General features: G+C 71.2%; 18 protein-coding genes. 8 read left to right on the forward strand and 10 right to left on the reverse strand.

The window, feature by feature from the left end:
* Window positions 1-5 precede the first annotated feature (5 nt).
* Window positions 6-1,583: a dolichyl-phosphate-mannose--protein mannosyltransferase gene (locus tag ACNF49_RS09505; RefSeq protein ID WP_482943458.1), complete on the forward strand. Its 1,578-nt coding sequence runs from the start codon at window positions 6-8 to the stop codon at window positions 1,581-1,583.
* Here the strand turns inward: ACNF49_RS09505 and ACNF49_RS09510 are convergent.
* Window positions 1,519-3,006 (reverse strand): hypothetical protein, encoded by a 1,488-nt coding sequence (locus ACNF49_RS09510; RefSeq protein ID WP_357974890.1) that lies wholly within the window; start codon window positions 3,004-3,006, stop codon window positions 1,519-1,521. The two genes, ACNF49_RS09505 and ACNF49_RS09510, sit on opposite strands and share 65 nt — an antisense overlap.
* Before the next feature lie 160 nt (window positions 3,007-3,166).
* On the opposite strand from ACNF49_RS09510, the gene ACNF49_RS09515 reads away from it, so the two are divergent.
* Together ACNF49_RS09515 and metG are read left to right on the forward strand one after the other, a co-directional pair.
* Complete coding sequence (locus ACNF49_RS09515) at window positions 3,167-4,387, forward strand: glycosyltransferase (RefSeq protein ID WP_357974887.1); 1,221 nt, start codon at window positions 3,167-3,169, stop codon at window positions 4,385-4,387.
* Window positions 4,388-4,506: 119 nt separating this feature from the next.
* Complete coding sequence (gene metG, locus ACNF49_RS09520; protein WP_357974884.1) at window positions 4,507-6,288, forward strand: methionine--tRNA ligase; 1,782 nt, start codon at window positions 4,507-4,509, stop codon at window positions 6,286-6,288.
* On the opposite strand, the gene ACNF49_RS09525 is transcribed toward metG, so the two are convergent.
* Together ACNF49_RS09525 and ACNF49_RS09530 are read right to left on the reverse strand one after the other, a co-directional pair.
* The gene (locus ACNF49_RS09525; RefSeq protein ID WP_357974881.1) at window positions 6,233-7,462 is read right to left on the reverse strand and encodes an FAD-dependent monooxygenase; all 1,230 of its coding nucleotides are present in this window, start codon (window positions 7,460-7,462) and stop codon (window positions 6,233-6,235) included. The genes metG and ACNF49_RS09525 overlap by 56 nt on opposite strands.
* 78 nt (window positions 7,463-7,540) lie before the next feature.
* On the reverse strand, window positions 7,541-10,735 hold the full coding sequence (locus ACNF49_RS09530; protein ID WP_482943460.1) for an ATP-binding protein: 3,195 nt from the start codon (window positions 10,733-10,735) through the stop codon (window positions 7,541-7,543).
* Between the two features lie 18 nt (window positions 10,736-10,753).
* Between ACNF49_RS09530 and ACNF49_RS09535 the strand changes: the two genes are divergently transcribed.
* Together ACNF49_RS09535 and ACNF49_RS09540 are read left to right on the forward strand one after the other, a co-directional pair.
* The gene (locus ACNF49_RS09535) at window positions 10,754-11,608 is read left to right on the forward strand and encodes a TatD family hydrolase (RefSeq protein WP_482943461.1); all 855 of its coding nucleotides are present in this window, start codon (window positions 10,754-10,756) and stop codon (window positions 11,606-11,608) included.
* A gap of 158 nt (window positions 11,609-11,766) precedes the next feature.
* Entirely contained in the window at window positions 11,767-12,612 is an 846-nt protein-coding gene (locus tag ACNF49_RS09540) for a resuscitation-promoting factor (protein ID WP_482943462.1), read from the forward strand.
* Window positions 12,613-12,676: 64 nt separating this feature from the next.
* Here ACNF49_RS09540 and ACNF49_RS09545 read toward each other — a convergent pair whose 3' ends face one another.
* From ACNF49_RS09545 to ACNF49_RS09555, 3 genes are read right to left on the reverse strand one after another with little or no spacing between them, the layout of a single operon-like run.
* Window positions 12,677-13,924, reverse strand: a complete 1,248-nt coding sequence (locus tag ACNF49_RS09545; protein ID WP_482943463.1) for an FG-GAP-like repeat-containing protein — start codon at window positions 13,922-13,924, stop codon at window positions 12,677-12,679.
* The gene (locus ACNF49_RS09550) at window positions 13,921-14,841 is read right to left on the reverse strand and encodes a hypothetical protein (protein ID WP_482943464.1); all 921 of its coding nucleotides are present in this window, start codon (window positions 14,839-14,841) and stop codon (window positions 13,921-13,923) included. Before ACNF49_RS09550 ends, ACNF49_RS09545 begins: the two co-directional genes overlap by 4 nt.
* A 41-nt stretch (window positions 14,842-14,882) precedes the next feature.
* Window positions 14,883-16,049: a serine/threonine-protein kinase gene (locus tag ACNF49_RS09555; protein ID WP_482943465.1), complete on the reverse strand. Its 1,167-nt coding sequence runs from the start codon at window positions 16,047-16,049 to the stop codon at window positions 14,883-14,885.
* A 68-nt stretch (window positions 16,050-16,117) separates the two neighbouring features.
* Here ACNF49_RS09555 and rsmA point away from each other — a divergent pair, with 68 nt between their 5' ends.
* Together rsmA and ACNF49_RS09565 are read left to right on the forward strand one after the other, a co-directional pair.
* Entirely contained in the window at window positions 16,118-16,957 is an 840-nt protein-coding gene (rsmA, locus tag ACNF49_RS09560; RefSeq protein ID WP_482945501.1) for a 16S rRNA (adenine(1518)-N(6)/adenine(1519)-N(6))-dimethyltransferase RsmA, read from the forward strand.
* A 436-nt stretch (window positions 16,958-17,393) separates the two neighbouring features.
* A complete protein-coding gene (locus ACNF49_RS09565; RefSeq protein ID WP_357974863.1) occupies window positions 17,394-18,026 on the forward strand; it encodes an NlpC/P60 family protein in 633 nt (210 codons plus the stop codon).
* Between the two features lie 353 nt (window positions 18,027-18,379).
* On the opposite strand, the gene ACNF49_RS09570 is transcribed toward ACNF49_RS09565, so the two are convergent.
* The 4 genes from ACNF49_RS09570 to ACNF49_RS09585 all read right to left on the reverse strand — a co-directional run bounded on the left by ACNF49_RS09570 (window position 18,380) and on the right by ACNF49_RS09585 (window position 21,239).
* Window positions 18,380-18,607: an arginase family protein gene (locus ACNF49_RS09570; RefSeq protein WP_482943466.1), complete on the reverse strand. Its 228-nt coding sequence runs from the start codon at window positions 18,605-18,607 to the stop codon at window positions 18,380-18,382.
* On the reverse strand, window positions 18,508-19,200 hold the full coding sequence (locus ACNF49_RS09575) for an arginase family protein (RefSeq protein ID WP_498702274.1): 693 nt from the start codon (window positions 19,198-19,200) through the stop codon (window positions 18,508-18,510). Before ACNF49_RS09575 ends, ACNF49_RS09570 begins: the two co-directional genes overlap by 100 nt.
* 267 nt (window positions 19,201-19,467) lie before the next feature.
* A complete protein-coding gene (locus tag ACNF49_RS09580) occupies window positions 19,468-20,502 on the reverse strand; it encodes a hypothetical protein (protein WP_482943467.1) in 1,035 nt (344 codons plus the stop codon).
* A gap of 224 nt (window positions 20,503-20,726) precedes the next feature.
* Window positions 20,727-21,239, reverse strand: a complete 513-nt coding sequence (locus tag ACNF49_RS09585) for an RNA polymerase sigma factor (protein WP_482943468.1) — start codon at window positions 21,237-21,239, stop codon at window positions 20,727-20,729.
* Window positions 21,240-21,616: 377 nt separating this feature from the next.
* Here ACNF49_RS09585 and ACNF49_RS09590 point away from each other — a divergent pair, with 377 nt between their 5' ends.
* Window positions 21,617-22,519: a 4-(cytidine 5'-diphospho)-2-C-methyl-D-erythritol kinase gene (locus ACNF49_RS09590; RefSeq protein ID WP_352321954.1), complete on the forward strand. Its 903-nt coding sequence runs from the start codon at window positions 21,617-21,619 to the stop codon at window positions 22,517-22,519.
* The last annotated feature ends 204 nt before the right edge of the window (window positions 22,520-22,723 follow it).

Below are 22,723 nucleotides of genomic sequence, written 5' to 3' on the forward strand. Positions count from 1 at the left end.
TCGACATGGGGGAGACGGCACGACGGCTGGTCCCGCCGTTTCAGGGGCGGCCCCTCTTAGGCTGGGCGGGGCCGCTGCTGGTCGCCCTCTTCGGCGGGCTGCTGCGCTTCGTCCGCCTCGGCGAGCCGAAGGCCGTCGTCTTCGACGAGACCTACTACGCCAAAGACGCCTACTCCCTGCTCAGGTACGGCGTCGAGCGCGCGATGCTGGGCGACGCCAAGAACCCGATCGCCGACCGGCGGCTCATCGCCGGGAACCTGGACATCTTCCGCCAGTGCTCCCAGTCGTCCGACTGCGCCTCGTTCGTCGCGCATCCGCCGCTGGGCAAGTGGATGATCGGCGCCGGTGAGTGGCTGTTCGGGATGAACCCGTTCGGCTGGCGGTTCGCCGCGGCACTGGTCGGCACGTTGTCGATCCTCGTCCTGGCCCGGGTGGCCCGCCGGATGACCCGTTCGACGCTGCTCGGCTGCCTGGCGGGGCTGCTGCTCGCGCTCGACGGCCTGCATCTGGTGCTGTCCCGCACGGCGCTGCTCGACGTGTTCCTCATGTTCTGGGTGCTGGCCGCGTTCGCCTGCCTGGTGGTCGACCGCGACCGCGCCCGCGAACGGCTGGTCGCCTGGTACGAGAACTCACCCGTCTCACCCCACGGCCCCTGGCTCGGAGCCCGCCCCTGGCGCCTGGCCGCCGGCGTCTGCCTCGCCTTCGCCATGTCCGTCAAATGGTCCGGACTCGCCTTCGCCGTCGCCTTCGCCATCATGTCCCTCATGTGGGACTTCGGCGCCCGCCGAGCCATCGGACTCAAACGCCCCTACGCCGGAGCCTGGAACAAAGACCTCCCCCACGCCCTGCTCTCCTTCACCGTCATCCCCTTCCTGGCCTACATGGCCACCTGGACCGGCTGGTTCGCCTCCGCGGGCGGCTACGGCCGCAACTGGGACCAGGCCACCTCCTCCGGCCCCTTCTTCTTCCTGTTCGACTCCATGCGCTCATGGGTCCAGTACCAGTGGCAGGTCTTCACCTTCCACAGCGGTGTGCACGACTATCACCAGTACATGTCCGACCCCTGGACGTGGCCGCTGCTCATCCGCCCGGTGTCGTTCCACTACCCCGCGAACCTGCCGCCGTCGGCGTGCGGGGCCTCCGCGTGCGCGCAGGCGATCCACGGGGTCGGCACCCCCGCCCTCTGGTTCGGCGCGCTGCTCGCGCTGGCGGGCACGGCCGTCCTGTACGCCAGGAGACGCGACTGGCGGGCCGGGGCGGTGCTGCTGGCGTACGCGATGGGCTGGCTGCCCTGGTTCTACTACGCCCTGGCCGACGACCGCACGATGTACCTGTTCTACATGCTGCCGGTGGTGCCGTTCATGGTGCTGGCGGTCGTGCTGATGGCCGGGCTCGTGCTCGGCCGGGCCGACGCGCCGCCCACGCGCAGGGCCGTCGGGGCGGCGTTCGTGGGCGCGTTCGCGATGATCGTGCTGATCAACTTCTGGTGGCTGCAGCCGGTGCTCACGGCCGAGACGCTCACGCAGGCACAGTGGTGGGCTCGGATGCTGATGCGCTCTTGGGTGACCGCCGCCCCCAAGTGACGCCCTTGCGCAGCGTGATGGCCGCCGCGATGCAGGCCAGCGGGACGGCCGGCAGCACGTAGCGGTAGTCGAACTCGGCCGTCGCCGCCGGGGCCAGCAGCAGCCCGAACGCCCCCAGCCAGGGCAGCGCCACCGGGCCGCCGAACCTGCGCCAGCGGACGACGATGCCGTACAGGCCGATCAGCATGATGCCGCCGAGCATGATGCCGCGCAGGTAGAAGATCTTCTGGTAGCCGCTCATGATGTCCGCCCACGGGTGGACGATCCTGGTCTCGGGCGGGCCCTGCTCGTAGCTGAACGCGTCGGTGTCGGTGTGGCCGCCGCCGTAGGAGGACCACTTCGGCAGGCGCTTGGGCCGCCCGGTGTCGTCCACCTCGTAATAGGGCTTGAACTGGTACATGTTGTACGTCGACTCGTCCGGGAAGCGCGGCCGTCCCCAGTGGAAGGAGCGGAAGAAGTCGCGCGCGACCACCTTCAGGTAGTCGCCCGGCTGGGACAGGATCGCCCGGGTCGCGAACGCGCTGGCCGCGTCGTTGGTGATGCCGCTGAACTTCTTGTTGATGCCCCACCGGTGGAGGACCTCGCCGGTGCCCGTGCCGTCGCCGTTGCCCTGGCCCCACAGATACCACTGTGCGTAGTCTTTGCGCTGGTTGACCGGGTCGTTGATGCACAACAGGAGGAGCTGGACCTCCTTGTACTTGTCGATCTTCATCTCGTTGCAGTCGGCGAAGATCGCGGTACGCATGTAGAGGATGAGCCCGTCGCTGTTGGTCATCGCGAATTTGCCGTAATTTGTAGAAAACCACCCCATATAGCTAAGAACGGGAACCGCGCACGCCGCGATGACGGTCACAATGGGCCGCCACCCCGTGCGCTGGACGATCAGGTAGAGCACCACGAGCCCGAGGATCGGCATGCCGATCGACCGGGTCAGCCAGGTCAGCGCGAGCAGCAGCCCGACCACGATCCCGGCCCGCCACGACAGCCGCCGCTTCCACAGCACCAGCGTCACCACGCCCACGACCAGCAGCGTGAACAGGGTGTCGGACATGACCATCTGCTCGAGCTGGATCTGGTAGGCGTCGAACAGCACCGGCGCCGCCGCCAGCGTCGCCCCCCACTTGGGCAGCGCGAACTTGCAGCGCAGCAGGGCGTAGATGAGCGCGGCCGCGGCCAGGCCCATCAGGTGTTGCGTGAAGATGGCCAGCGTGAAGCTGTGGAACGGCTTGAGCAGCATCAGCCAGAAGCTGTAGCCGTCGGGCCTGATCGGGTGGGGCCTGGGGTGCAGCGCCACGTTGACGTACTCGTAGGAGTCGTTGAACCACATCGCCGGGCCGTAACCGAGCATGGTGATCAGCCGCAGCACGGCGCCGACGCCGAAGGCCACGGCGAACACGCGATGACGGCGCACGAGGGACAGCACGCGAGCTGCCCGGCCAGGAGCGGAGTGGTCCACAGGGGTAATCTCCGCGACGCTCACCATGCTGTAAAGAATGCCAGTCGTTTTTAGGTCTTGACCCGAGCACGCCGGGCACAGGGCATGATGGTTCACTGGAAGAGCCTTATTACTGAAGGGTTGAGACGTGGAACTGACGGTGGTCATGCCCTGCCTCAACGAGGCGGAGACCGTGGAAGTCTGTGTGCGCAAGGCATTGGCGTGCATGGAGGAGCACGGAATCGAAGGGGAAGTCCTGATCGCCGACAACGGCAGCACGGACGGCTCGCAGCAGCTCGCTCGTGATGCCGGCGCCCGTGTCGTCCACGTCGACGAGAAGGGCTACGGCAACGCCCTCATGGGCGGCATCCGCGCCGCCCGCGGCAAGTACGTCATCATGGGCGACGCCGACGACTCCTACGACTTCACCTCGTTGCTCCCGTTCGTCGAGCAGCTCCGCGACGGCGCCGACCTCGTGATGGGCAACCGCTTCAAGGGCGGCATCGCTCCCGGGGCCATGCCCCCGCTCCACCGCTACCTGGGCAACCCGGTGTTGTCGTTCATCGGCCGGCTGTTCTTCCCGTCGGCCATCGGCGACTTCCACTGCGGCCTGCGTGGCTTCCGGCGCGACTCCATCCTGCGCCTCCACCTCCAGACCGGGGGCATGGAGTTCGCCTCCGAGATGGTCGTCCGCTCCACGCTGTCCGGCCTCGACGTGCGCGAGGTGCCCACCACGCTCTCGCCCGACGGCCGTTCGCGCCCGCCCCACCTGCGCTCCTGGCGCGACGGCTGGCGCCACCTGCGCTTCCTGCTGCTCTACAGCCCCAAGTGGCTGTTCTTCTACCCCGGCGTGTTCCTGATGGTCCTCGGCCTGGTCGCGGGCACGGCGCTGACGTTCGGGCCGGTGGAGATCGGCGAGCTGGCCTTCGACGTCGACACCCTGGTCGGGTCGTCGGCGCTGGTCGTGATCGGCTTCCAGGCGGCGTTGTTCGCGGTGTTCACGAAGGTCTACGCGGCCGAGGAGGGCTTCCTGCCCGAGTCGCGGCGGATCCGGAAGATCATCGACATCGTGACCCTGGAGAAGGGCCTCGTGGTCGGCGGTCTGCTGGCGCTGGCCGGTCTGGTCGGCCTGGTGATGTCGCTGGTCCACTGGCAGGTGCGCAGCTTCGGCGCGCTCGACCCGCGCGAGTCGCTGCGCATGGTGGTCCCGGCCGCCACGGCGCTCGTCATGAGCTTCCAGACGATCTTCGCCTCGCTGTTCATCAGCATCCTCGGCATCCGCCGTACCAAGGAGAGCTCGATCGACGTGGCCGCCAAGGCGGCCGAGGAGGCCGCTGAGGCGGTCTCCCTGGAGAAGTCCAAGCACTAGGGTCCTCCGCGTCCCGGTGGGAGCCGGCGCCGGCCACGTGCCGGCGCCGGCTCCCGTCTTTCCGCGTGGGGGTTGGGGGTTTGGACGAGGAGCAGGGCCGCGCCCCGTAGGCTAAGCACATGTCCCAGCACATCTTGACCGCCGTCGCGTGGCCGTACGCTAACGGCCCCCGCCACATCGGGCACGTCTCGGGTTTCGGCGTGCCGTCCGACGTCTTCAGCCGCTACCAGCGGATGGCGGGCAACAAGGTGCTGATGGTGTCCGGCACCGACGAGCACGGCACTCCGATCCAGGTGCAGGCCGACAAGGAGGGCGTCAGCGCCCGCGAGCTGGCCGACAGGTACAACAGGGTGATCGCCGAAGACCTGACCGGTCTCGGGCTCTCCTACGACCTGTTCACCCGGACCACGACGAAGAACCACTACGCCGTCACGCAGCAGATCTTCAAGGGCCTCTACGACAACGGCTACATCTTCCCCAAGACCACGATGGGCGCGATCTCGCCCTCGACCGGCCGTACCCTGCCCGACCGCTACATCGAGGGCACCTGCCCCATCTGCGGCTACGACGGCGCGCGCGGCGACCAGTGCGACAACTGCGGCAACCAGCTCGACCCGATCCAGCTCATCAACCCCAAGAGCCGCATCAACGGCGAGACCCCCGTCTTCGTCGAGACCGAGCACTTCATGCTCGACCTGCCCGCCTTCGCCGAGGTCCTGGGCTCCTACCTGCAGTCCAAGCAGGGCGAGTGGCGGCCCAACGTGCTGAAGTTCGCCCTCAACCTGCTCGGCGACCTCCAGCCCCGCGCGATCAGCCGCGACCTCGACTGGGGTGTGCCGATCCCGCTCGACGGGTGGCGCGACCAGCCCAACAAGCGCCTCTACGTGTGGTTCGACGCGGTCATCGGCTACCTGTCGGCCTCCATCGAGTGGGCCAGGCGCTCCGGCGACCCCGACGCCTGGCGCCAGTGGTGGCAGAACCCCGACGCCCGCGGCTACTACTTCATGGGCAAGGACAACATCGTCTTCCACGCCGAGATCTGGCCGGCGATGTTGTTCGGCTACAGCGGCATCGGCGCGCGCGGCGGCTCGGCCGGCGAGCTGGGCGCCCTCGACGTGCCGTCCGAGGTGGTCTCCAGCGAGTTCCTGACGATGGAGGGCAAGAAGTTCTCCTCCTCCAGGCAAGTAGTAATTTACGTACGCGACTTCCTGGCGCGTTACGACGCCGACGCCCTGCGCTACTACATCGCCGTGGCCGGCCCCGAGAACCAGGACACCGACTTCACCTGGCAGGAGTTCGTCAACCGCAACAACGGCGAGCTCGTCGCCGCCTGGGGCAACCTGGTCAACCGGTCGATCTCGATGGCGTCCAAGAACTTCGGCGTCGTGCCCGAGGCCGGCGACCTGACCGACGCCGACCGGGCCATGCTGGAGCGCTCGCGCAACGCGTTCGCCCCGGTGGGCGCCGAGCTGGGCAGGTCGCGGTTCAAGAACGCGATCACCGAGGCGTTCGACGTCGTCCGCGAGGCCAACAAATACCTGGCCGAGCAGGAGCCCTGGAAGCTCAAGGACGACATCGAGCGGCAGAAGTCGATCCTCCACGTCGCCCTCCAGGTCGTCGACGACGCCAAGACGATGCTCACGCCGTTCCTGCCGGGCTCGTCCAACAAGGTCTTCTCGATGCTCGGCGGCCAAGGCGTCTGGTCGGGCATGCCGGAGATCCGCGAGGTCGACGAAGACGGCGGCGCCCCCTACCCCGTCATCACCGGCGAGTACGACGGCGCCGCGCGCTGGGAGCACCGGCCGATCAAGCCGGGCACCCCGCTCGCGCCGCCCGTGCCGCTGTTCAAGAAGCTCGACCAGAAGGTCGTCGAAGAGGAGCTTGGCCGGCTGGCCGACTGAGGCCGTAGTCCTTGAGCGTGATGGCGGAGGCCGTCTTCCTGACGGACTTCGCCATCATGCCCTTCCACGGCAGATACGGCATGATCTTGTAGTTCTGGTTCATGAACCAGGCCATCAGCCGGCTCTCCGGCACCATGAACTTGCTGACGCCCACGGCCGACTTCTGGCAGCCGGTGGCGTAGCCGCGCACCTCCTGCTCATAGCGGGCGAACGCGGTCCGGTGGTCGCCGCCGGCCGCGGCCAGCTCGCCCGCCAGCACGTGCGCGCCGACGAGCGCGAGGCCCGTGCCCATGCCCGACAGCGGTGAGGGGCAGCAGGCGGCGTCGCCGATCAGCACCACCCGGCCGCGCGACCACGAGTCCAGGTGCACCTGGCTGGTCGAGTCGAAGTAGAAGTCGTCCGCGTCCCACATCTTGCGCAGCAGCTTGGGCGTCTCCCAGCCGACCCCCCGGTACGCCTCGGCCAGCAGCTCCTTCTGCCGGGTGACGTCCCGGCGGTCGTGCTCCAGCGGCGGTGAGCCGAAGTAGAACATGGCCTTGGCCTCGGTGTTGTTCCTGGCGCTGTAGAGGCCGACCGTCTTGCCGGGCGTGCTGTAGAGCAGGCCCGTGTGGTCGAGGTCCAGGTAGTTGTCGAGCGTGAACACCGCGCAGTAGAGCCCGAGGTGGCTGGTGACGGCGGCCTCCGGCACGTCGAAGGCCAGCGAGCGCACGTTGGAGTGCAGGCCGTCCGCGCCGACCACGAGGTCGAACCTGCGCGTCGCGCCCCGCTCGAACGTCACCGTCACCCCGTCCGCGTCCTGGGTGAGGGAGGTGATGGAGTCGCCGAAGACGTACTCGGTGCGGTCCTTGGTGGCGTCGTAGAGGATGCGGGCCAGGTCGCCGCGGAGGATCTCGACGTCGCCGGAGAACAGGTCGCCGGGCACGGAGGCGAGCTTCCCGCCGGACTCGTTGACGTACGACATGTCGCCCATGTGGGTCTGGAGGCGCTCGACGTCGGCGAGGATGCCGAGCGCGCGCAGCGCGGTCATGTGCGCCTCGCCGCGGAAGTCGACGGAGTAGCCGCCCTCGCGCAGGGCGGGGGCGCGTTCGACGACGGTGACGCGGTGGCCGGAGCGGGTGAGGTGAAGGGCCAGGGCGGGGCCGGCGACGCTCGCGCCGGAGATCAGGATGTCCATGCCCGAGAGCCTGCCGGGCCCCGCTCACCGCCCCCTCACCCCACACTCACCGCCGGCCGCGCCCCCGCTCACCGCCTTCTACGCCCCCCCGCTCACCGTCTTCCGCGCCCCCGCTCGGGTCTTCCGCGTCTCAGGTGGGGTCGTGGAGCGGGAAGTCGTCGATGGAGTGCAGGGGGAGGCGTCGATGACCGCCGCCGGGACGCCGGCCAGCATCAGCGCCTCCCGGTGGGAGAGCCGTGCGCCCGCGCGCCGCGCCCCCGCGTACGCCTGCTCGCCCAGCGCCTCGCGCAGCCGCCGCGACAGCCCGGCGACATCGTCGTCCTCGGGCACGTCGATGCCACGGATCGCGACGGCGGCGCCGAGCAGCGTGGCCGCCGCCGCCGGATCGTCGTCGAAGGCCAGCACCGCCAGCGCCTCGATCGCCCGGACGCTCTCCGACAGCGCGCCCGACGTGACCGTGCTCTCCATCGCCCGCAGGTAGGAGGCCCGCGCCCCGGCCGTGTCGCCCTCGGACGCGGCCAGCCGTCCGAGCCCGACGAGCAGCCTGGCCATGTTCCCGGACGTCTTCACCCAGACCGGGTCGGACCGGCGCAACGCGTCCTCGTAGAGCTCCCGGGCCCTGGGCAGGTCGCCCTCGCGTACCGCCACGTCGCCCAGGCCGCGCAGGGCCGCCGGCAGGATCGCGCCGCCCGTACGCCCGGCCAGCTCGGCGGCGCGCTCGTAGTCGGCCCGCGCGCCGGCCAGGTCGTGCCGGATGCGGTAGTCGCCCCGGTTGCAGTAGTGGTCGGCCAGGTCCTCCTCCGCGCCGAGCTGCTCGGCCAGCGTGATGGCCTCCTCGGTGCGGGCCAGCGCGGTGGCCTCGTCGCCGCACGTACTGGCCAGCCAGGCCAGGGCGTCGAGCGTCATCGCCGAGCCCCAGCGCTCGCCGAGGCCGTGAAAACCCTGGAGGGCCGCCTTCAGGTCCGCCTCGGCGGCGGCGAACTCGCCCGCCGCCATCCGCGGGTAGGCCCAGATCAGCCGGGTGGCGGCCTTCTCCCATGCGTCGGGGCCGCGCTCGCCGCGCCGGATCAGCGCGATCGTGACGGCCGGGTCGACCGCCGCCGAGGTGACCATCGGCCACAGGCACGTGACGACCGGGTTCCGCAGGCCGTCCGCCGCGATCATCGTCTCGGCGTCGTCCTTGTGGTGCTCCCACAGCTCCCGCCGCCCGCTCGCCGCGGTGAGCAGGGTCAGCAGGTACGCGTCCCCCAGCGCGGGATCGGGCCGTGGACCGGCCGCCTCCAGCAGGGCCGCCGCCGCCTTGGCGGGAACCGTGCGCATGCCGCGCATCCACAGCGAGAACGTCTGCGCGGCCAGCAGCCGCATCCCGAGCGCCACCTCGCCCTGCTCCACCGTCCAGCGCAGCGCCGCTTGGAGGTTGTCGTGGTCGGCCGCGAACCGGGCCAGCCACGGCAGCTGCTCCGCGCCCCGCAGCCGGGGATCGCCCTCCTCGGCCAGGGCGAGGAAGTACGCGGCGTGCGCCCGCCGGAAGGTCGCGGCCTCCTCGCCGAGCCGGTCGGCGCAGAACGCCCGGATCGTCTCCAGCATGCGGTAGCGGCCGTCGGCCACCTCCAGGAGCGACTTGTCGGCCAGCGAGTCGAGCAGGTGCTCGGGCAGGCCGCAGACGGCCGCGGCGGCGGCCGCGGTGGCCCCGCCGGAGAAGACGGTCAGGCGCATGGCCATGGCCTGTTCGGGCTCGGTGAGCAGCTCCCAGCTCCAGGCGACGACCGCGCGCAACGTCTGGTGCCGGGCGTCGGCCGTACGGCTGCCGCGCAGGCTGAAGCGGCCCTGACCGGCCAGGCGTTCGGCCAGCTCGCCGGCCTCGTGCGTACGCATGCGGGCGGCCGCCAGCTCGATGGCCAGCGGGAGGCCGTCGAGCGCGGCGCAGATGCGTTCGACCGGCTCACCAGGGGTGAAACCGGGACGTACGGCCTTGGCCCGGTCGGTGAAGAGCGTGCGGGCGTCGGAGGGGGCGAGGGGGCGTACCGGCCACAGGTGTTCGGGGGTGATCGCGAGCGGCTCGCGGCTCGTGGCCAGCACGCGCAACGCCGGGCACGCCGACAGCAGCCGCTCGGCCAGGGCCGCGGCCTCGCCGACGACGTGCTCGCAGTTGTCCAGGACCAGCAGGGCCGGCCGATCGGCGAGCACCGCGACCAGGCGGGCCAGCGGATCAGGCTCACCGGACGCGCCCAGCGCAGCGGCCCCCAGCAGCGCGCCGTCGCGTACGCCCAGCGCGACGAGGACCGCTCGCGCGAGGTCGGCCCCCGGGCCGAGCGGGGCCAGCTCGACCAGGACGGCGTCGCGGTGGTCTCTGGCCAGCTCGACCGCCAGCCGGCTCTTGCCCGCGCCGCCGGGGCCGAGCAGCGTGACGAGACGGGTGGCGGCCAGCAGCGCCCGGACCTCGGCCAGGTCGCCGTCGCGGCCGACGAAGCTGGTGAGCCTCCCGGGCAACGGCACCGGCGCTGTGCGCGTCTCGGCCCGGGGCGCCGAGCGCGGGGGCGTGCTGGTCGCGCCGCGCAGGAGGGACCGGTGGAGCGCGGCGAGCTCGGGGGAGGGGTCGGCGCCCAGCTCCTCGGCCAGCAGCCGCCGGGTCTCCTCGTAGAGCACCAGCGCCTCGGCCGGCCGGCCGTCGGCGCGCAGCGCCCGCATGAGCTGGCCGCGCAGCCGTTCGCGCAGGGGGTGGCGCTGGACCAGCTCGCCCAGCTCGGGGATGACGCCCTGGTGGCCGCCGCAGCGCAGGTCGGCCTCGATGCGGTCCTCCAGCGCGGCCAGGCGGCGCTCCTCCAGCGGCGCGCCGTGCACGGGGTCGAGGTCGGCGAACGCGGGCCCCCGCCAGAGGGCCAGCGCCTCCCGCAACAACTTCCCGGCCAGCGCGGCGTCGGCCCGGTCGGCGGGGTGGTGGCCGAGGAGGGTGGCGCGGCCGGCGTCGGCGAGGTGGAGGAAACGGCCGGCGTCGATGTCGTCGGGGGCAACGGGCAGCCGGTAGCCGGCGGGGGTCAGCTCGACCGGGATCCCGTCGCCCCGCAGGCGGGAGACCTGGGAGTGCAGGGCGTGCTGGGCGTTCTTCGGCGAGCGGTCGCCGTACAGGAGGTCGACCAGGCGGTCCTGGCTGACGATCTCGCCCGGACGGACGAGCAGCAACGCCAGCAGCGCGCGCCTGGCCGGACCACCCAGGGGTACGTCGACGCCGGCCGCGTCCCAGGCTCGGGTGCTGCCGAGAATGCCGAAGCGCATGGAGGCTACTTTAGATGCGTGAGCAAGATTCCCGCCGCGCCCGAGCCGCTTTCCGTACCGGTGTTCGACAGCCACTGCCATCTGGACATCATGGTCGGCAACAGGCAGGCGTCCTCGGGCGATCCGGTGGCCCAGGCCGCCCAGGCGGCGTCGGCCACCGTACGGTCCATCCTGCGGGACGCCCGCGAGGTCGGCGTGACCAGGCTGGTCACCATCGGGTACGACCTGCCCTCCTCGCGCTGGAACGCCGAGGTGGCGGCCGAGCAGGAAGGCGTGTACGCCGGGGTCGCCATCCACCCCAACGAGGCCCACGAGGCGACCCCCGAGGTCCTGGCCGAGATCGAGGCGCTGGCCGGGCAGGCCGACGTCCGCGCGGTGGGGGAGACCGGCCTCGACTACTTCCGCGACTGGGCGAGCAAGGACGACCAGCACGCGAGCTTCCGCGCGCACATCGAGATCGCCAAGCGCACCGGCAAGGCGCTGGTCATCCACGACCGGGACGCGCACGACGACGTCCTGAGGGTGCTGGCCGAGCAGGGCGCGCCGGACAAGGTGGTGTTCCACAGCTACTCAGGCGACGCCGAAATGGCGAAAAAGTGCGCGGAAGCCGGATATTTCATGTCTTTCTCCGGTCCCGTCACCTACAAGAACGCCGGTTACCTGCGCGAGGCCGCTGCCGTCGCCCCCATGGAGCTCATGCTCGTCGAGACCGACGCCCCGTACCTGCCGCCGGTCCCGTACCGGGGCAAGCCCAACGCCCCCTACCTCATCCCGCTCACCCTGCGCTGCCTCGCCGAGGTCAAGGGTGTCCATCCGGACGAGTTGTGCGCGGCGATCAGCACCAACGGAGTCACGGTCTTCGGCGAGTGGTGACCATCTTTCGGTGCGGCTTTTCGTGAAGCGGTGGAGGCGGTCGCGCCGCCGCCGCTAGCGTTCGGGCGGTCCCTGGCCGTTTCCGGAGGTGGTTCGTGCGAGGCAGGAGGCGTGCGCCGCGTCCGCGGATCCCCTGGCGTTCTCCGTGGACGCCGGTGGTGTGCGTCGTCGGTACGCTGGCCGCCGGCCTGCTGGTCGCGGCCTCGTACCTGGTCAAGGATGTCGTCGTGGTCGTCGACGGCAGCCCGGTGGCGATCCGCAGCTTCGCCGCGCGGGTGGCCGACGCGCTCGGCGAGGCCGGCGTGTCCGTGGGGCAGGGCGACGTCGTGCGTCCCGCCCTGAGCGAGGGCCTCGCCGACGGCTCCACCATCGAGGTACGCCACGCCCGCCTGATCACGCTGACCCTCGACGGCCACACCACGACCCACCTGGTCACCGCCACGAACGTCCGGGACGTCCTGGCCGAGCTCGACGTCGAGGCGGCGGCCGGCAGCCTGTCCGCGCCGCCCGGCCGCCCGGTGCCGCTGTCGGGCATGTCGCTCACGGCGTACACCGAGCGCAGGGTCTACGTGGTCGCGGGCACCACCCGGCTCGCCTCGCGCACCACGGCGCGTACCGTCCGGCAGGTGCTCAGGCAGGAGCGCGTCGTCGTCCGGCGCGGGTCCATGGTGCGCCCGCCGCTCGGCAGCTTCCCCGAGGACGGGACGGTCATCACGGTCATGCCGCCGCGAGCCGTACAGATCCCGTGGGAGGTGACCAGGCTCGACTGGCAGGCGCTGGCCGCCTGCGTGGCGCGCGGCGACCCCCAGGCGTACAACCCCGACGGCCCCTACTACGGGATGTACCAGTTCAGCCTGCCCATGTGGCAGGCGGTCGGCGGCGTCGGCCTGCCGAGCGCCTGGCCCGAGGAGGAGCAGACCTACCGGGCGCAGCTGCTCTACCAGCGGGTCGGCGGCCGGTGGCAGACCCAGTGGCCCAACTGCGGCGACCGCCTGTTCACCTGACGCCGTCCTGTCCGCCGCCCTGTTCGCCGTCCTGCCCGGGGCCCTGTCCGGGGCCCCGGCTCGCTCACCCGGCCAGTGACGTCCCGAAGTCGGTGCCCTTGGCCGGTTGCACCGACTGCACGTCGTCGGCGTTGCGCGGCGCCACCGCGACCTTCCCGTACGGCGGCCCGTCCGGCTGGCCCACGAAGAGCTTGTTCCCGCTGAAGGCCACCGACCAGCCGAACAGCCCCTCGGCCGCCGGGAGCTTCCGGTCGTCGGCCGGGTTCTTCCACGAGAACACCTGGACGCCGCCGCCATAGGGCGCGCCGACGGCCAGCCTGCCGTCCGAGGAGGCGGCCATCGAGAAGCCGAACGCCTGCCGGCCGCCCTGCTTCAGCATCCTCGTCTGCTTCCTGCCCAGGTCGAGGAGCTGCACGTAGCCGGGGCCGGGCGCGCTGACCGCGTAACCGTTGCCCTCGGCGTAGGCGACCGCGTAGCCGTACCGGTCGCCGGAGGCCTTGGTGGGGGAGTCGAGCTTCAGGCTCACGATCCGGGGAGCCAGCACATCGTCGATGAAGACCACCGACCCCGAGTCGATCTTGCCGGCCTGGACCTGCCGTCCCGCGCCGTCGTCGTTCTCGTACGGGACGCCGACGACCAGGCCGTTCCGCGGCCCGATCGCCAGCGACCAGCCGAACTGGTCGCCGACCTCGCTGTTGCCGCGCACGTCCACGGTCTCCTGGCTGATCCGGCGCAGCGCGTCCGAGCCCTGGCGCACGTAGACCGCGCCGGCGTCCTCGATCTGGCCGTCGTCCTCGTAGGGCGCGCCGATCACCGTCAGGCCGCCCCTGGCCGCCAGCGACCAGCCGAAGTGCGCGAACCGCTGCGGTTGCGGGGCGGTCAGGCGTTGCGGGGGCGCGGCCTTGCCGCCGTAGACGACGTAGACGCTGCCCGCGTCCTGCTCGCCGTCCACGTCCGCGAAGGGGGCGCCGATCAGCAGGTCGGCGCAGGAGTCGCCGTTGACGTCGGCCAGCCGTACGGACCAGCCCAGCCCGTCCCCCTTGACCGGCCCAGGCACGGCGACGGGGGTCACCTTGGCGCCCGACAGCAGGTGGACCGACCCCTTCCGGCCGTCGCCGAACGGGTCGCCCACGGCCACGTCGTCCGCGCCGTCACCGTCGAAGTCGGCGGCTCCGGCGCAGGCGCCCCCTGCTGTTGCCGTTTCCGACGCGGCGGCGGGCGCCGTCGCCAGGACGCCGCCGGCGGTGAGCAGGACGGCCATCGCCACGGCCGTCCTGAGGGGACCGGCGGGGAGCGTTCGGACGGGGCTCACAGGGCGACCTCGATCTGTCGGCCGTTCTCCAGCATGGTCGCGGTCATCTTCACGGGCCTGCGATAAGGCGCCAGGTCGAACACGAAGGCGCCGTCCACCCGCCCGCCCGGCTGGAGGGCCGGGGGCAGGGTGACCGGGGCGGGGGCGTGCTCGCCGCCCTTGTCGTCGACCATGGTGACGACGGGCCGGACGAGCCGGCGGCGTTCACCGCCTGGATTGATCACGGTCCAGTGGACCACGCAGAGCTGCCCCTTCGTGGTGGTTTGCCCCTCGAACTCCTTCAGCCCGCACTCCGGCGCCTCCGGCACGACCACGACCGGGTCGTCGAAGTTCCCGCCCAGCGCGAACCTGCGGCCCACGTCGCCCGAACGCGGGTTCGTCACGGTCCTGGAGGGGCTGTTGGAGGTGGCGACGCCGGCGGAGTTGCGGCCGGAGTTCACGATCAGGACGGTGACGGTGACCACGATCGCCAGGACGGCGGCCGCGGCGGCGATCAGCCAGCGGGTGCCCTTCGTACGGGTGCCGCCCAGGGTGTCCGGTTCGTCGGGGGCGTACGTCAGGACGCCCGGATCCGTACCCTCGCCGCTCCGGGACCCGCCGCTCCGGGACCCGCCGCTCCGGGACTCGGCAGCCGGCCGGGAGTCGGCTGTGGATCGGGACCCGGTGAAGGGTCGGGATTCAGTGGCGGGACGGGTTTCGGAGATCGGCCGGGACTCGGGGGGCCGCCGGGACTCGGGGGTCGTCTGGGACTCCGGGATCGGGCGGGGCCGTGCCGGGTGCCCGCCCGAGGCGGCCTGTCTGCGTGCCAGTTGGCGGGCCTGCTCAAGCTGGCGTTCCTGCTCCTGGCGGCGGGCCTGCGCCTCGGCCTCCCAGCGGGCCAGCTCCTCGCGGGCGGCCTGCTCCTCGCGCCGCGCCAACTCGTCCGGGGACGCCTGCCGCGCCCCTGCCTGCCCGCCCGCTAAGTCGGCGGCCCCTCCGGGCGCGTTCCGAACATCAGGCCCGGCGTCCGCCCCGAACGCCCCCGGCACCTTGCGCCGCCCCGCCCCCGCTCCTGACCCCGACTCTGCTCCGGGGCCTGGGTCTGCTCCTGGCCCTGACCCCCTCCCGGGTCCGCGGCGCCCCCAGGGGCGGGGGTGCGCGCGCCCGTCGCGTCGCTCGGCGGCGGGGTCGTGAACGTGGCCGTGGCGTCCGGCTCGTCCACGACGTTCTGCGGCGGCTCCCAGTCGGTCAGCATCTCCGTGGCGACCAGCGTGGGCGGATTGTCGGCGATCGCCGGAGTGCTCCCGCCCACCAGCGCGATCAGCAGCTCCTGGGCCGTGGGCCGATGGGCGGGGTCCATGGCGGTGGCGCGGCGTACCAGGTCGTTGAGCGGCGCGGGAAGCGCGCCGAGGTCGGGCGGCGTGTTCAGCACGCGGGTCGCCATCGTGATGGGATCGCCCCGCCCGAACGGATGCCGCCCGTTGCCCGCGTACGCCACCAGGCACCCCCAGGCGAAGATGTCCGCCGCGGGGGACACGAGCTCACCCCGCACCTGCTCGGGAGCCCACCACCCGGGGCTGCCCAGCAGCTCCCCGGAGAGCGTGAACCCGGTCTCCCGGTCCAGCGCCCTGGCGATCCCGAAGTCGATCACCCGCGGCCCGGACAGCGACAGGATGACGTTCGCCGGCTTCAGATCCCGATGCACCAGCCCGGCCACGTGGATCGCCGCCAGCGCGGCGGCGACCCCCAGCGCCACGCCGTGCAGCGGCCCCGGGTCGAGCGCCCCGAAAGTCACGATCTGGTCGGAAAGAGGGGTGCCCGCGATGTACTCGGTCACCATGTAAGGACGTCCGTCCCCGGTGTTGCCGTTGTCGAGCACCTGAGCCGTGCAGAAGGACGCCACCCGGCGCGCGTTGTCCACCTCGGCGTGGAAGCGGGCGGCGAACCCCTCCTGGTTGGCGAACTCCGCCTTCACCACCTTGACCGCGACGAACCGCCCCGTCGGGGCCCTGGCGAGGAAGACGGTCCCCATGCCGCCTTCGCCGAGCCGTCCGAGCAGGCGGTAGGGCCCGATCTCCCGCAGATCGGTCGGACGGAGCGGCGCGGCGCCCGTTGGCTCCATCAGGGACGTCCCTTCCTGTTCCACGCCATCCTCTCCTTAGGTCTCCCCCATCCGCCATCGCAGGTTGTTCGATGCGGGAGACTGGTTGGATGATGAGGCTGTTGGGCCCTGCAGAAATACGTATTTTGGCGAACAAGCTAGATCTTCGCCCCACGAAAAAGCTAGGCCAGAACTTCGTGATCGACGCGGGGACCGTCCGGCGCATCGTCCGCGTGGCCGACCTGTCGGCCGACGACGTGGTCATCGAGGTCGGGCCCGGCCTCGGCTCGCTCACCCTGGCGCTCCTGCCCGAGGCCGCGCACGTGGTGGCCGTCGAGATCGACCCGGTCCTGGCCACCCAACTGCCCCTCACCGTCGCCGAGCGCGGCCCGTCCGACCGGCTCACGGTCGTCAACGCCGACGCCATGAAGGTCTCCCTCGACGACCTCGCCGGACACGACCCCACAGCCCTGGTGGCCAACCTCCCGTACAACGTGGCCGTCCCCGTGGTGCTCCACCTCCTGGAGACGCTGCCCTCGCTGCGCAAGGGCCTGGTCATGGTGCAACTGGAGGTGGCCGACCGCCTCGCCGCCGGTCCCGGCTCCAAGGTGTACGGCGTGCCGTCGGTCAAGGCCGCCTGGTACGCCGACGTACGCCGGGCGGGCCCGGTCGGCCGTACGGTGTTCTGGCCCGTCCCCAACGTCGACTCCGGCCTGGTCTCCCTGACCCGCCGCGAACCCCCCGCAACCACGGCCACCAGGCAAGAGGTCTTCGCCGTCGTGGACGCCGCCTTCGCCCAACGCCGCAAGACCCTGAGGGCGGCCCTGGCGTCCTGGGCCGGCAGCCCGTCCCAGGCGGAAACGGCACTGAGAGCCGCCGGCGTGGACCCCTCGGCCAGAGGCGAACAACTCACCATCGAGTCCTTCGCCCGAATAGCCGAACAAAAGCCCTAACCCGCCCCGCCCTTAAGCCCCACCAGAGCACCCCCTCCACCCCCCAGGGCTTGTGGCGTCCCGCGACCATGCCAAGGTTCTCTCCAGCCTGAGGCATCCGCCACCCGGCCCTGGCCACGTGCAACTTCGGCCCGAAGAACCGCCACCCCTGGGCCCGCACACCCTCAGGTGCCTCGCCTCACATCGCATGCGACCCCCGGGCGTCCGCCTACGTCGGCACGGCGAACCTGCACAGCCCCCACCACATCCGCCCTTCCGCGCAATCGCCCCACCCGCACCCACACTCGCTCGCACGGGTCCCCCGACACCAGGCGGCTGTCCACAACCCAAGACGCTCAACAACCACCTATCCACAGAATCCCGTTCGGCCCCTCCGCCCCCGGTTCACCCACGTGATCCTGGCTCCCGTCCCTCATCACGACGAAGGAGCCCACTCATGCACCGCCGCCACCACGTCACCCAACTGTCGATCATCCTCAGCGGCGGCCTCCTGACCGTCACAGGAGCCCACCCCGCCCTCGCCAGAGCCACACCCGCTCCCTGCCTCCGGGCCACCGTCACCATCCCCGCCACCGGCGCCCAAGCAACCGCCACCACCCGCTGCCCGGCCCCCCACCACCCCAAGAAACCGAAGCCGAAGAAACCCAGAAAGCGCCCGAAGCACAAGGGCGAAATCGCAGCCGCCGCAGCCCTCACCCAGTTGGGCGTCTCGTTCTCCTGGGGCGGCGGCTCCTCAAGAGGCCCCACCATCGGAGTGGGCACCGGCGCGAACACAAGAGGCTTCGACTGCAGCGGCCTCACCCTCTACGCCTGGTCCAAAGCCGGAGTAAGGCTCGCCCACTACACCGGCACCCAGTTCCGCCAGGGCCGCAGAGTCCCCCTCGCCTCCAGACGCAAGGGCGACCTCCTCTTCTTCGGCGGCACCGGCGACCCGACCCACGTAGCGCTCTACCTGGGCGACAACATCATGATCCACGCCCCCCGCACCGGCGACGTAGTACGAAGAACCAACTTCCTGAACTCCGCCTACTACCGAACCACCTACCGAGGAACCATCCGCCCCGCCTGACACCACCGCCCCCCGGGCCGGCAAGGAATTGCCCGCCCCCGACCGTCCACCAACCCCGGCCGTCCACCAGCCATGGGCGCCCGCCAACCAGAGTGCGCGCCAACCCCGGGCGTCCACCAACTGTTGACGACGCGCCCTTCGGCGGGCGGCCATCCGCCCGGATGCCTACTCGTCACCCGAGCCCGGCCACCACGGACCAGCACTGCGACCAGCCACTTACCCCGAGCAGCGCAACGAGCACCCATCGTCCCCGGACCAGCACCACGGGCGCCCACCGTCTACCCGATCAGCGCCGCAGGCGACCGCCTGCCCCGGCCAGCACCCCGGGAGGACCACTCCACCGGAAGCGCCACCTACCGCCCGGCGCAGACCGTCACCAACTCCTTCACCACCGACGTGAGCAACGCCTGATCCTCAGCCCCCGCCGGCTCGTACTCCATGAGCCCCAACCCCACCACCTCGAACCGCCCCGCAATGGCCCTCACCAGCTCCAGAAGCTCCTCGGGCCGCAACCCTTCCGGCGCAGGAGACCCCACGCTCCCGAAGATCTGCGGATCAAGCACATCGAAGTCGACATGCACATAAACAGCCGTCCGCTCCCCGCCCCCGCCGCAGCCGCGGCACCGACAGCCTCGACCAGAGCCTCCGCATCCGCCGCCCGTACCCACCGCACCCCCCGGGCCTCGACGAACGCGACCTCGGCCGGATCCAGATCCCGCACCCCCGCCAGCACGACCTGCCCCGCCCCGACCGGCTGCCCGGCCACCAGCCCGTCAGGCCCTTCACCGGTCAACGCCCTCAGGACCATGCCATGAAAGGCCCCCGACGGCGACGACTCCGGCGTGTTCAGATCCCCATGCGCATCGAACCAGACGACGACCAGCCCATCCCCGAACCTCCGCCGCGCCGCCGCCACCGGCTCCAGTTCGACACCGCAGTCCCCACCCGCGGTGACCAGAAGCCCGTCCCATCCAGCCGCGGCGACCGCCGCCCGAACCCTGGAAGCAGTGACCACCAGATCATCGTCATCGACCTCGACCTGAATCCGACGATCCGCGTCCACCATCTCCGCAACCAGCTGAGCCCCCTCACGCAGCCGCTCAGCCGTACGAGCCCCCGACCCCCGCCACTGCGGCACCTCGACAACCGTCACCTCGGACACGAGCACCTCCACATCAAGTAGTCCCTCTCAGCATCCCAAGGACGAACCCATGCTGACCACCACAAACCCCGCTAACCCGATCGATGAGTGCCACATGGAAGCCCCGGCCGTCGTCCTGAACGGCGGGCGCCCCCGAACGCCACCCACCACGACCGCCTCGGCCGGATCCCGCACGTTCAACTCACAGGTGGGCGGTGATGTGCCATGAGCACTCCTGACCCCGAACGTCCCCAACGTCAGGCCAAGAAGGCCGACGCGGCAGCACCACCCCGTACGTGGTCATCTGTCCCGCTTGCACCCCTTGGGCGCCGGAGCCGGCGGGCCGGTCCAGCCGGATTCGGGGCCGCGTGCCCGATAGCTCACGACCTCGTCCTCACTCACCCCCGCAGCCGTACGAGCCGCATAGGAGACCGACGCGAGCAGCTCGCCCGTCCCGGGATCGAGGATGTGCCTGTCGCGGACCGCCACCGTCCTGCTCGGCGACAGCAGTTGGCTCCCGGTGCCGCCGAAGTCCACCGACAGCCCTGCTCTGCCCAGCGGATCCCTGACCGTGCCGACGACCTTGGTGGACGGCAGCCCGGCCAGCACCCGGATGACCGCCGCACGCTGGGACGGGCCGAGCGGCATGGCCAGAAGGTTCACGGTGACGGGCAGGAACTCCTGGAAGGACTGGGCGAACCCACGGGCCGTCGAGAGCTCGTGGTAGCCGTGCAGCCGCTTCAGAAGGTCGTCAGGACGGGCAGGGAACGCGGACAGATCCGCCATGGTGAACTCGGCGACCGTCATATCGGGATAGATCCCCCTAGGCTCCAGCCCTGCGCTGTACACGCAACCCTTGGGACCGTCCACACCGGTGATCGACTTGGCCTCGCCGCCACGAGCCGACGGCGTCCCGCCCACGACATCCCCTTCGCTCATCGGAACCGGACGGCACGACGTCCTGCCGCCGCCGTAGCACGGGCCGGCCACCTGGGCGGGTGCCCCGGAAGCGCGCCAGCCACGTTCGTCCGCGACCGTGGCCGGGCGGGCGACGACCGGCGACCGCTGCCTGATCACCACGTCGGCGGGATCGCGCGGCTGCCAGGTCTCCCGGCGCTCGACCACCATGATCGTGTACCCGCTGCCGGCCGACCAGGCGTTGCCCTCGATCCGCACATCGCGCCAGTACGCGCCGCCGCTCGCAGGGAGCTTCTCGATCCTGTCGGCGAGGTCGTACAGCTCCTGGTTGGGTCTCGACGGCGTGAGCACGGGCGGGGCAGCGGTCAAGCTCGTGACCAGCGTGACGACCAGGGCGACGACCGCGGCCGTCGCCACCGGCGCCCAGAGAACCCGCAGACGGGGGAGGCGCGGCTCCCGCACCGCACGTACGCCACCGACGACTGGCACACGCCTCCGGCCTGGCAGGCGAAGGAACCGCAGGCGGCGTGCCCGCCGCGGCTCGTCCGCCATGATCGCGTCCCGCAGCTGGCGCGCACCGGGTCCCTGAGGAAGCGCCTGCGGGGCGGGATCGATGGCCTTCACCAGATCGTCTATGTCGTTCATGCCTTCCTCATCACCATCGTCCAGGACGGCTGCCGCTCCAGCAGCGCCGCCAGCCGTCTGCGCGCACGATGCAACCGGGTACGGGCGGCGATCGCCGTACATCCCAGGACCTGGGCGATCTGTTCGCCGCTCAGCCCCTCCCAGCACGCCAGCGCCAGCACCTCGCGGTCCCGTTCGGGCAGTTCGTCGAACGCCTTGCGCACGTGGTCGAGCTCAACCGGCGTCACCGTCCGGGTGGCGGCCAGCTCGTCGCGGAGGCGTTCGGCCAGCACGGCCCGCCGCGAGGCGCCGCGCTGCTGGTTGGCCAGCACCCGCCGTGCCACGCCGTACAGCCACAGCAACGCCTTGTCCCCTTGGGGGACGTCGCCGATCCGCCGCCACGCGATGAGGAACGTCTCGGCGAGCACGTCGGCCGTGTCCTCGGGCGAGCTGGTACGACGGGTGGCGTACTGCTGTATCGCCGGGTAGTACGTGTCGTAGACCGCCTCGAAGCGATCTCGCTGTGTCACAGGTTCTCCTAGCGAAAGGTGCCGGACACAGTGGTAAATGTCCGGCACCCGCCCACGTGTTGCACCACCGCCGACAACGGCCGCGACCGCCACCGAAGCAGAAGGCAAGGCGTCGTTCCGGAGAGAAGCTTGGCCCGAAGAGAAGGCAAGGCGTCGTCCGGGAGAGAAGCTTGGCCCGAAGCGAAGGCGGTGGCAGAAAGACGGCAATGTCGGCGTATGACCCTCTGACGGGTAGAAAGCCGGACGAACCTCACTCTGCGTGGCCCACAGTCGGCCATCTCACACGTCTAATTCCGAGAACCGCATGTCAGCGCACCCCACCCCGATAACATCGAGTGTCCTTGACCCCGGCAAGCGATGAAAGTGGCAGAAGATCGATGAGTTCGGTGACCGTACGTGTGCCCGCGAAGGTCAACGTGCAGCTTTCAGTCGGCCCGCTCCGGGAAGATGGCTACCACGACCTGGTCAATGTCTTCCACGCAGTGTCGATCTTCGATGAGGTGGTCGCCAAGGAGGCCGAGTCGATCACCGTCACGGTCAACGGCAGATGGTCCGACCAGGTGCCCGTCGACGACGACAACCTCGCCATCCGCGCCGCCCGCGCCCTCGCCAAGCACGCGGGCCGCTCCTACGGCGCCGACCTGATCATCGAGAAGGCCATTCCGGTCGCCGGCGGCATGGCGGGCGGCAGCGCCGACGCGGCGGGGGCCCTTGTGGCGTGCAACGAGCTCTGGGGGCTCGGCCTGCCCTTCGAGGACCTCATGGAGATCGCCGGAGACCTGGGGAGCGACGTACCGTTCTCGCTGCTCGGCGGCACGGCGGTCGGCACCGGCCGCGGCGAGCAGCTCAGCGAGCTGCCCACGGGCGGCACGTTCCACTGGGTGTTCGCGCTGGCCGACGGCGGCCTCTCGACCGCCAAGGTCTACGCGGAGTGCGACCGCCAGCGCGAGGCCTCGAACGCCCGCGTGCCCTGGCCCGAGCTCGACGCCCCGCTCATCGAGGCCCTCGGCACCGGCGACGCGTACGCCCTGGGCGCCCACCTGAGCAACGACCTCCAGGCCGCCGCCCTGGCCCTGCGCCCCGAGCTCGCCACGACCCTCGACAGCGGGCGCCAGCACGGCGCGCTGGGCGCGATCGTCTCCGGCTCCGGCCCCACCTGCGCCTTCCTGGCCATCGACGCCACCCACGCCCGCGACCTCGCCAACAGCCTCACCGCGACAGGCGCCGCCACCACCACGGTCGCCGCCCACGGCCCTGTGACCGGCGCCACCCTGCTCTGACCCCCTGGTGACACCCACCAGGGCCCCAACCACCACCGCCACGCTGAGCGCGGGACGACAGACCCGCCCACAGTGCGGGCGGGCATCGCGCGCACCTTCCCGTCGTGTGAGGGGCTGACGCTGCATGGGGCCTGGACGAGAAGACCGGCGCTCGCAGTCGGCATGCGGTCCGGCAATCCCAGCCCCGTAGACGATCAAGGGACG

It is taken from the genome of Actinomadura sp. ATCC 39365, from assembly GCF_054392275.1.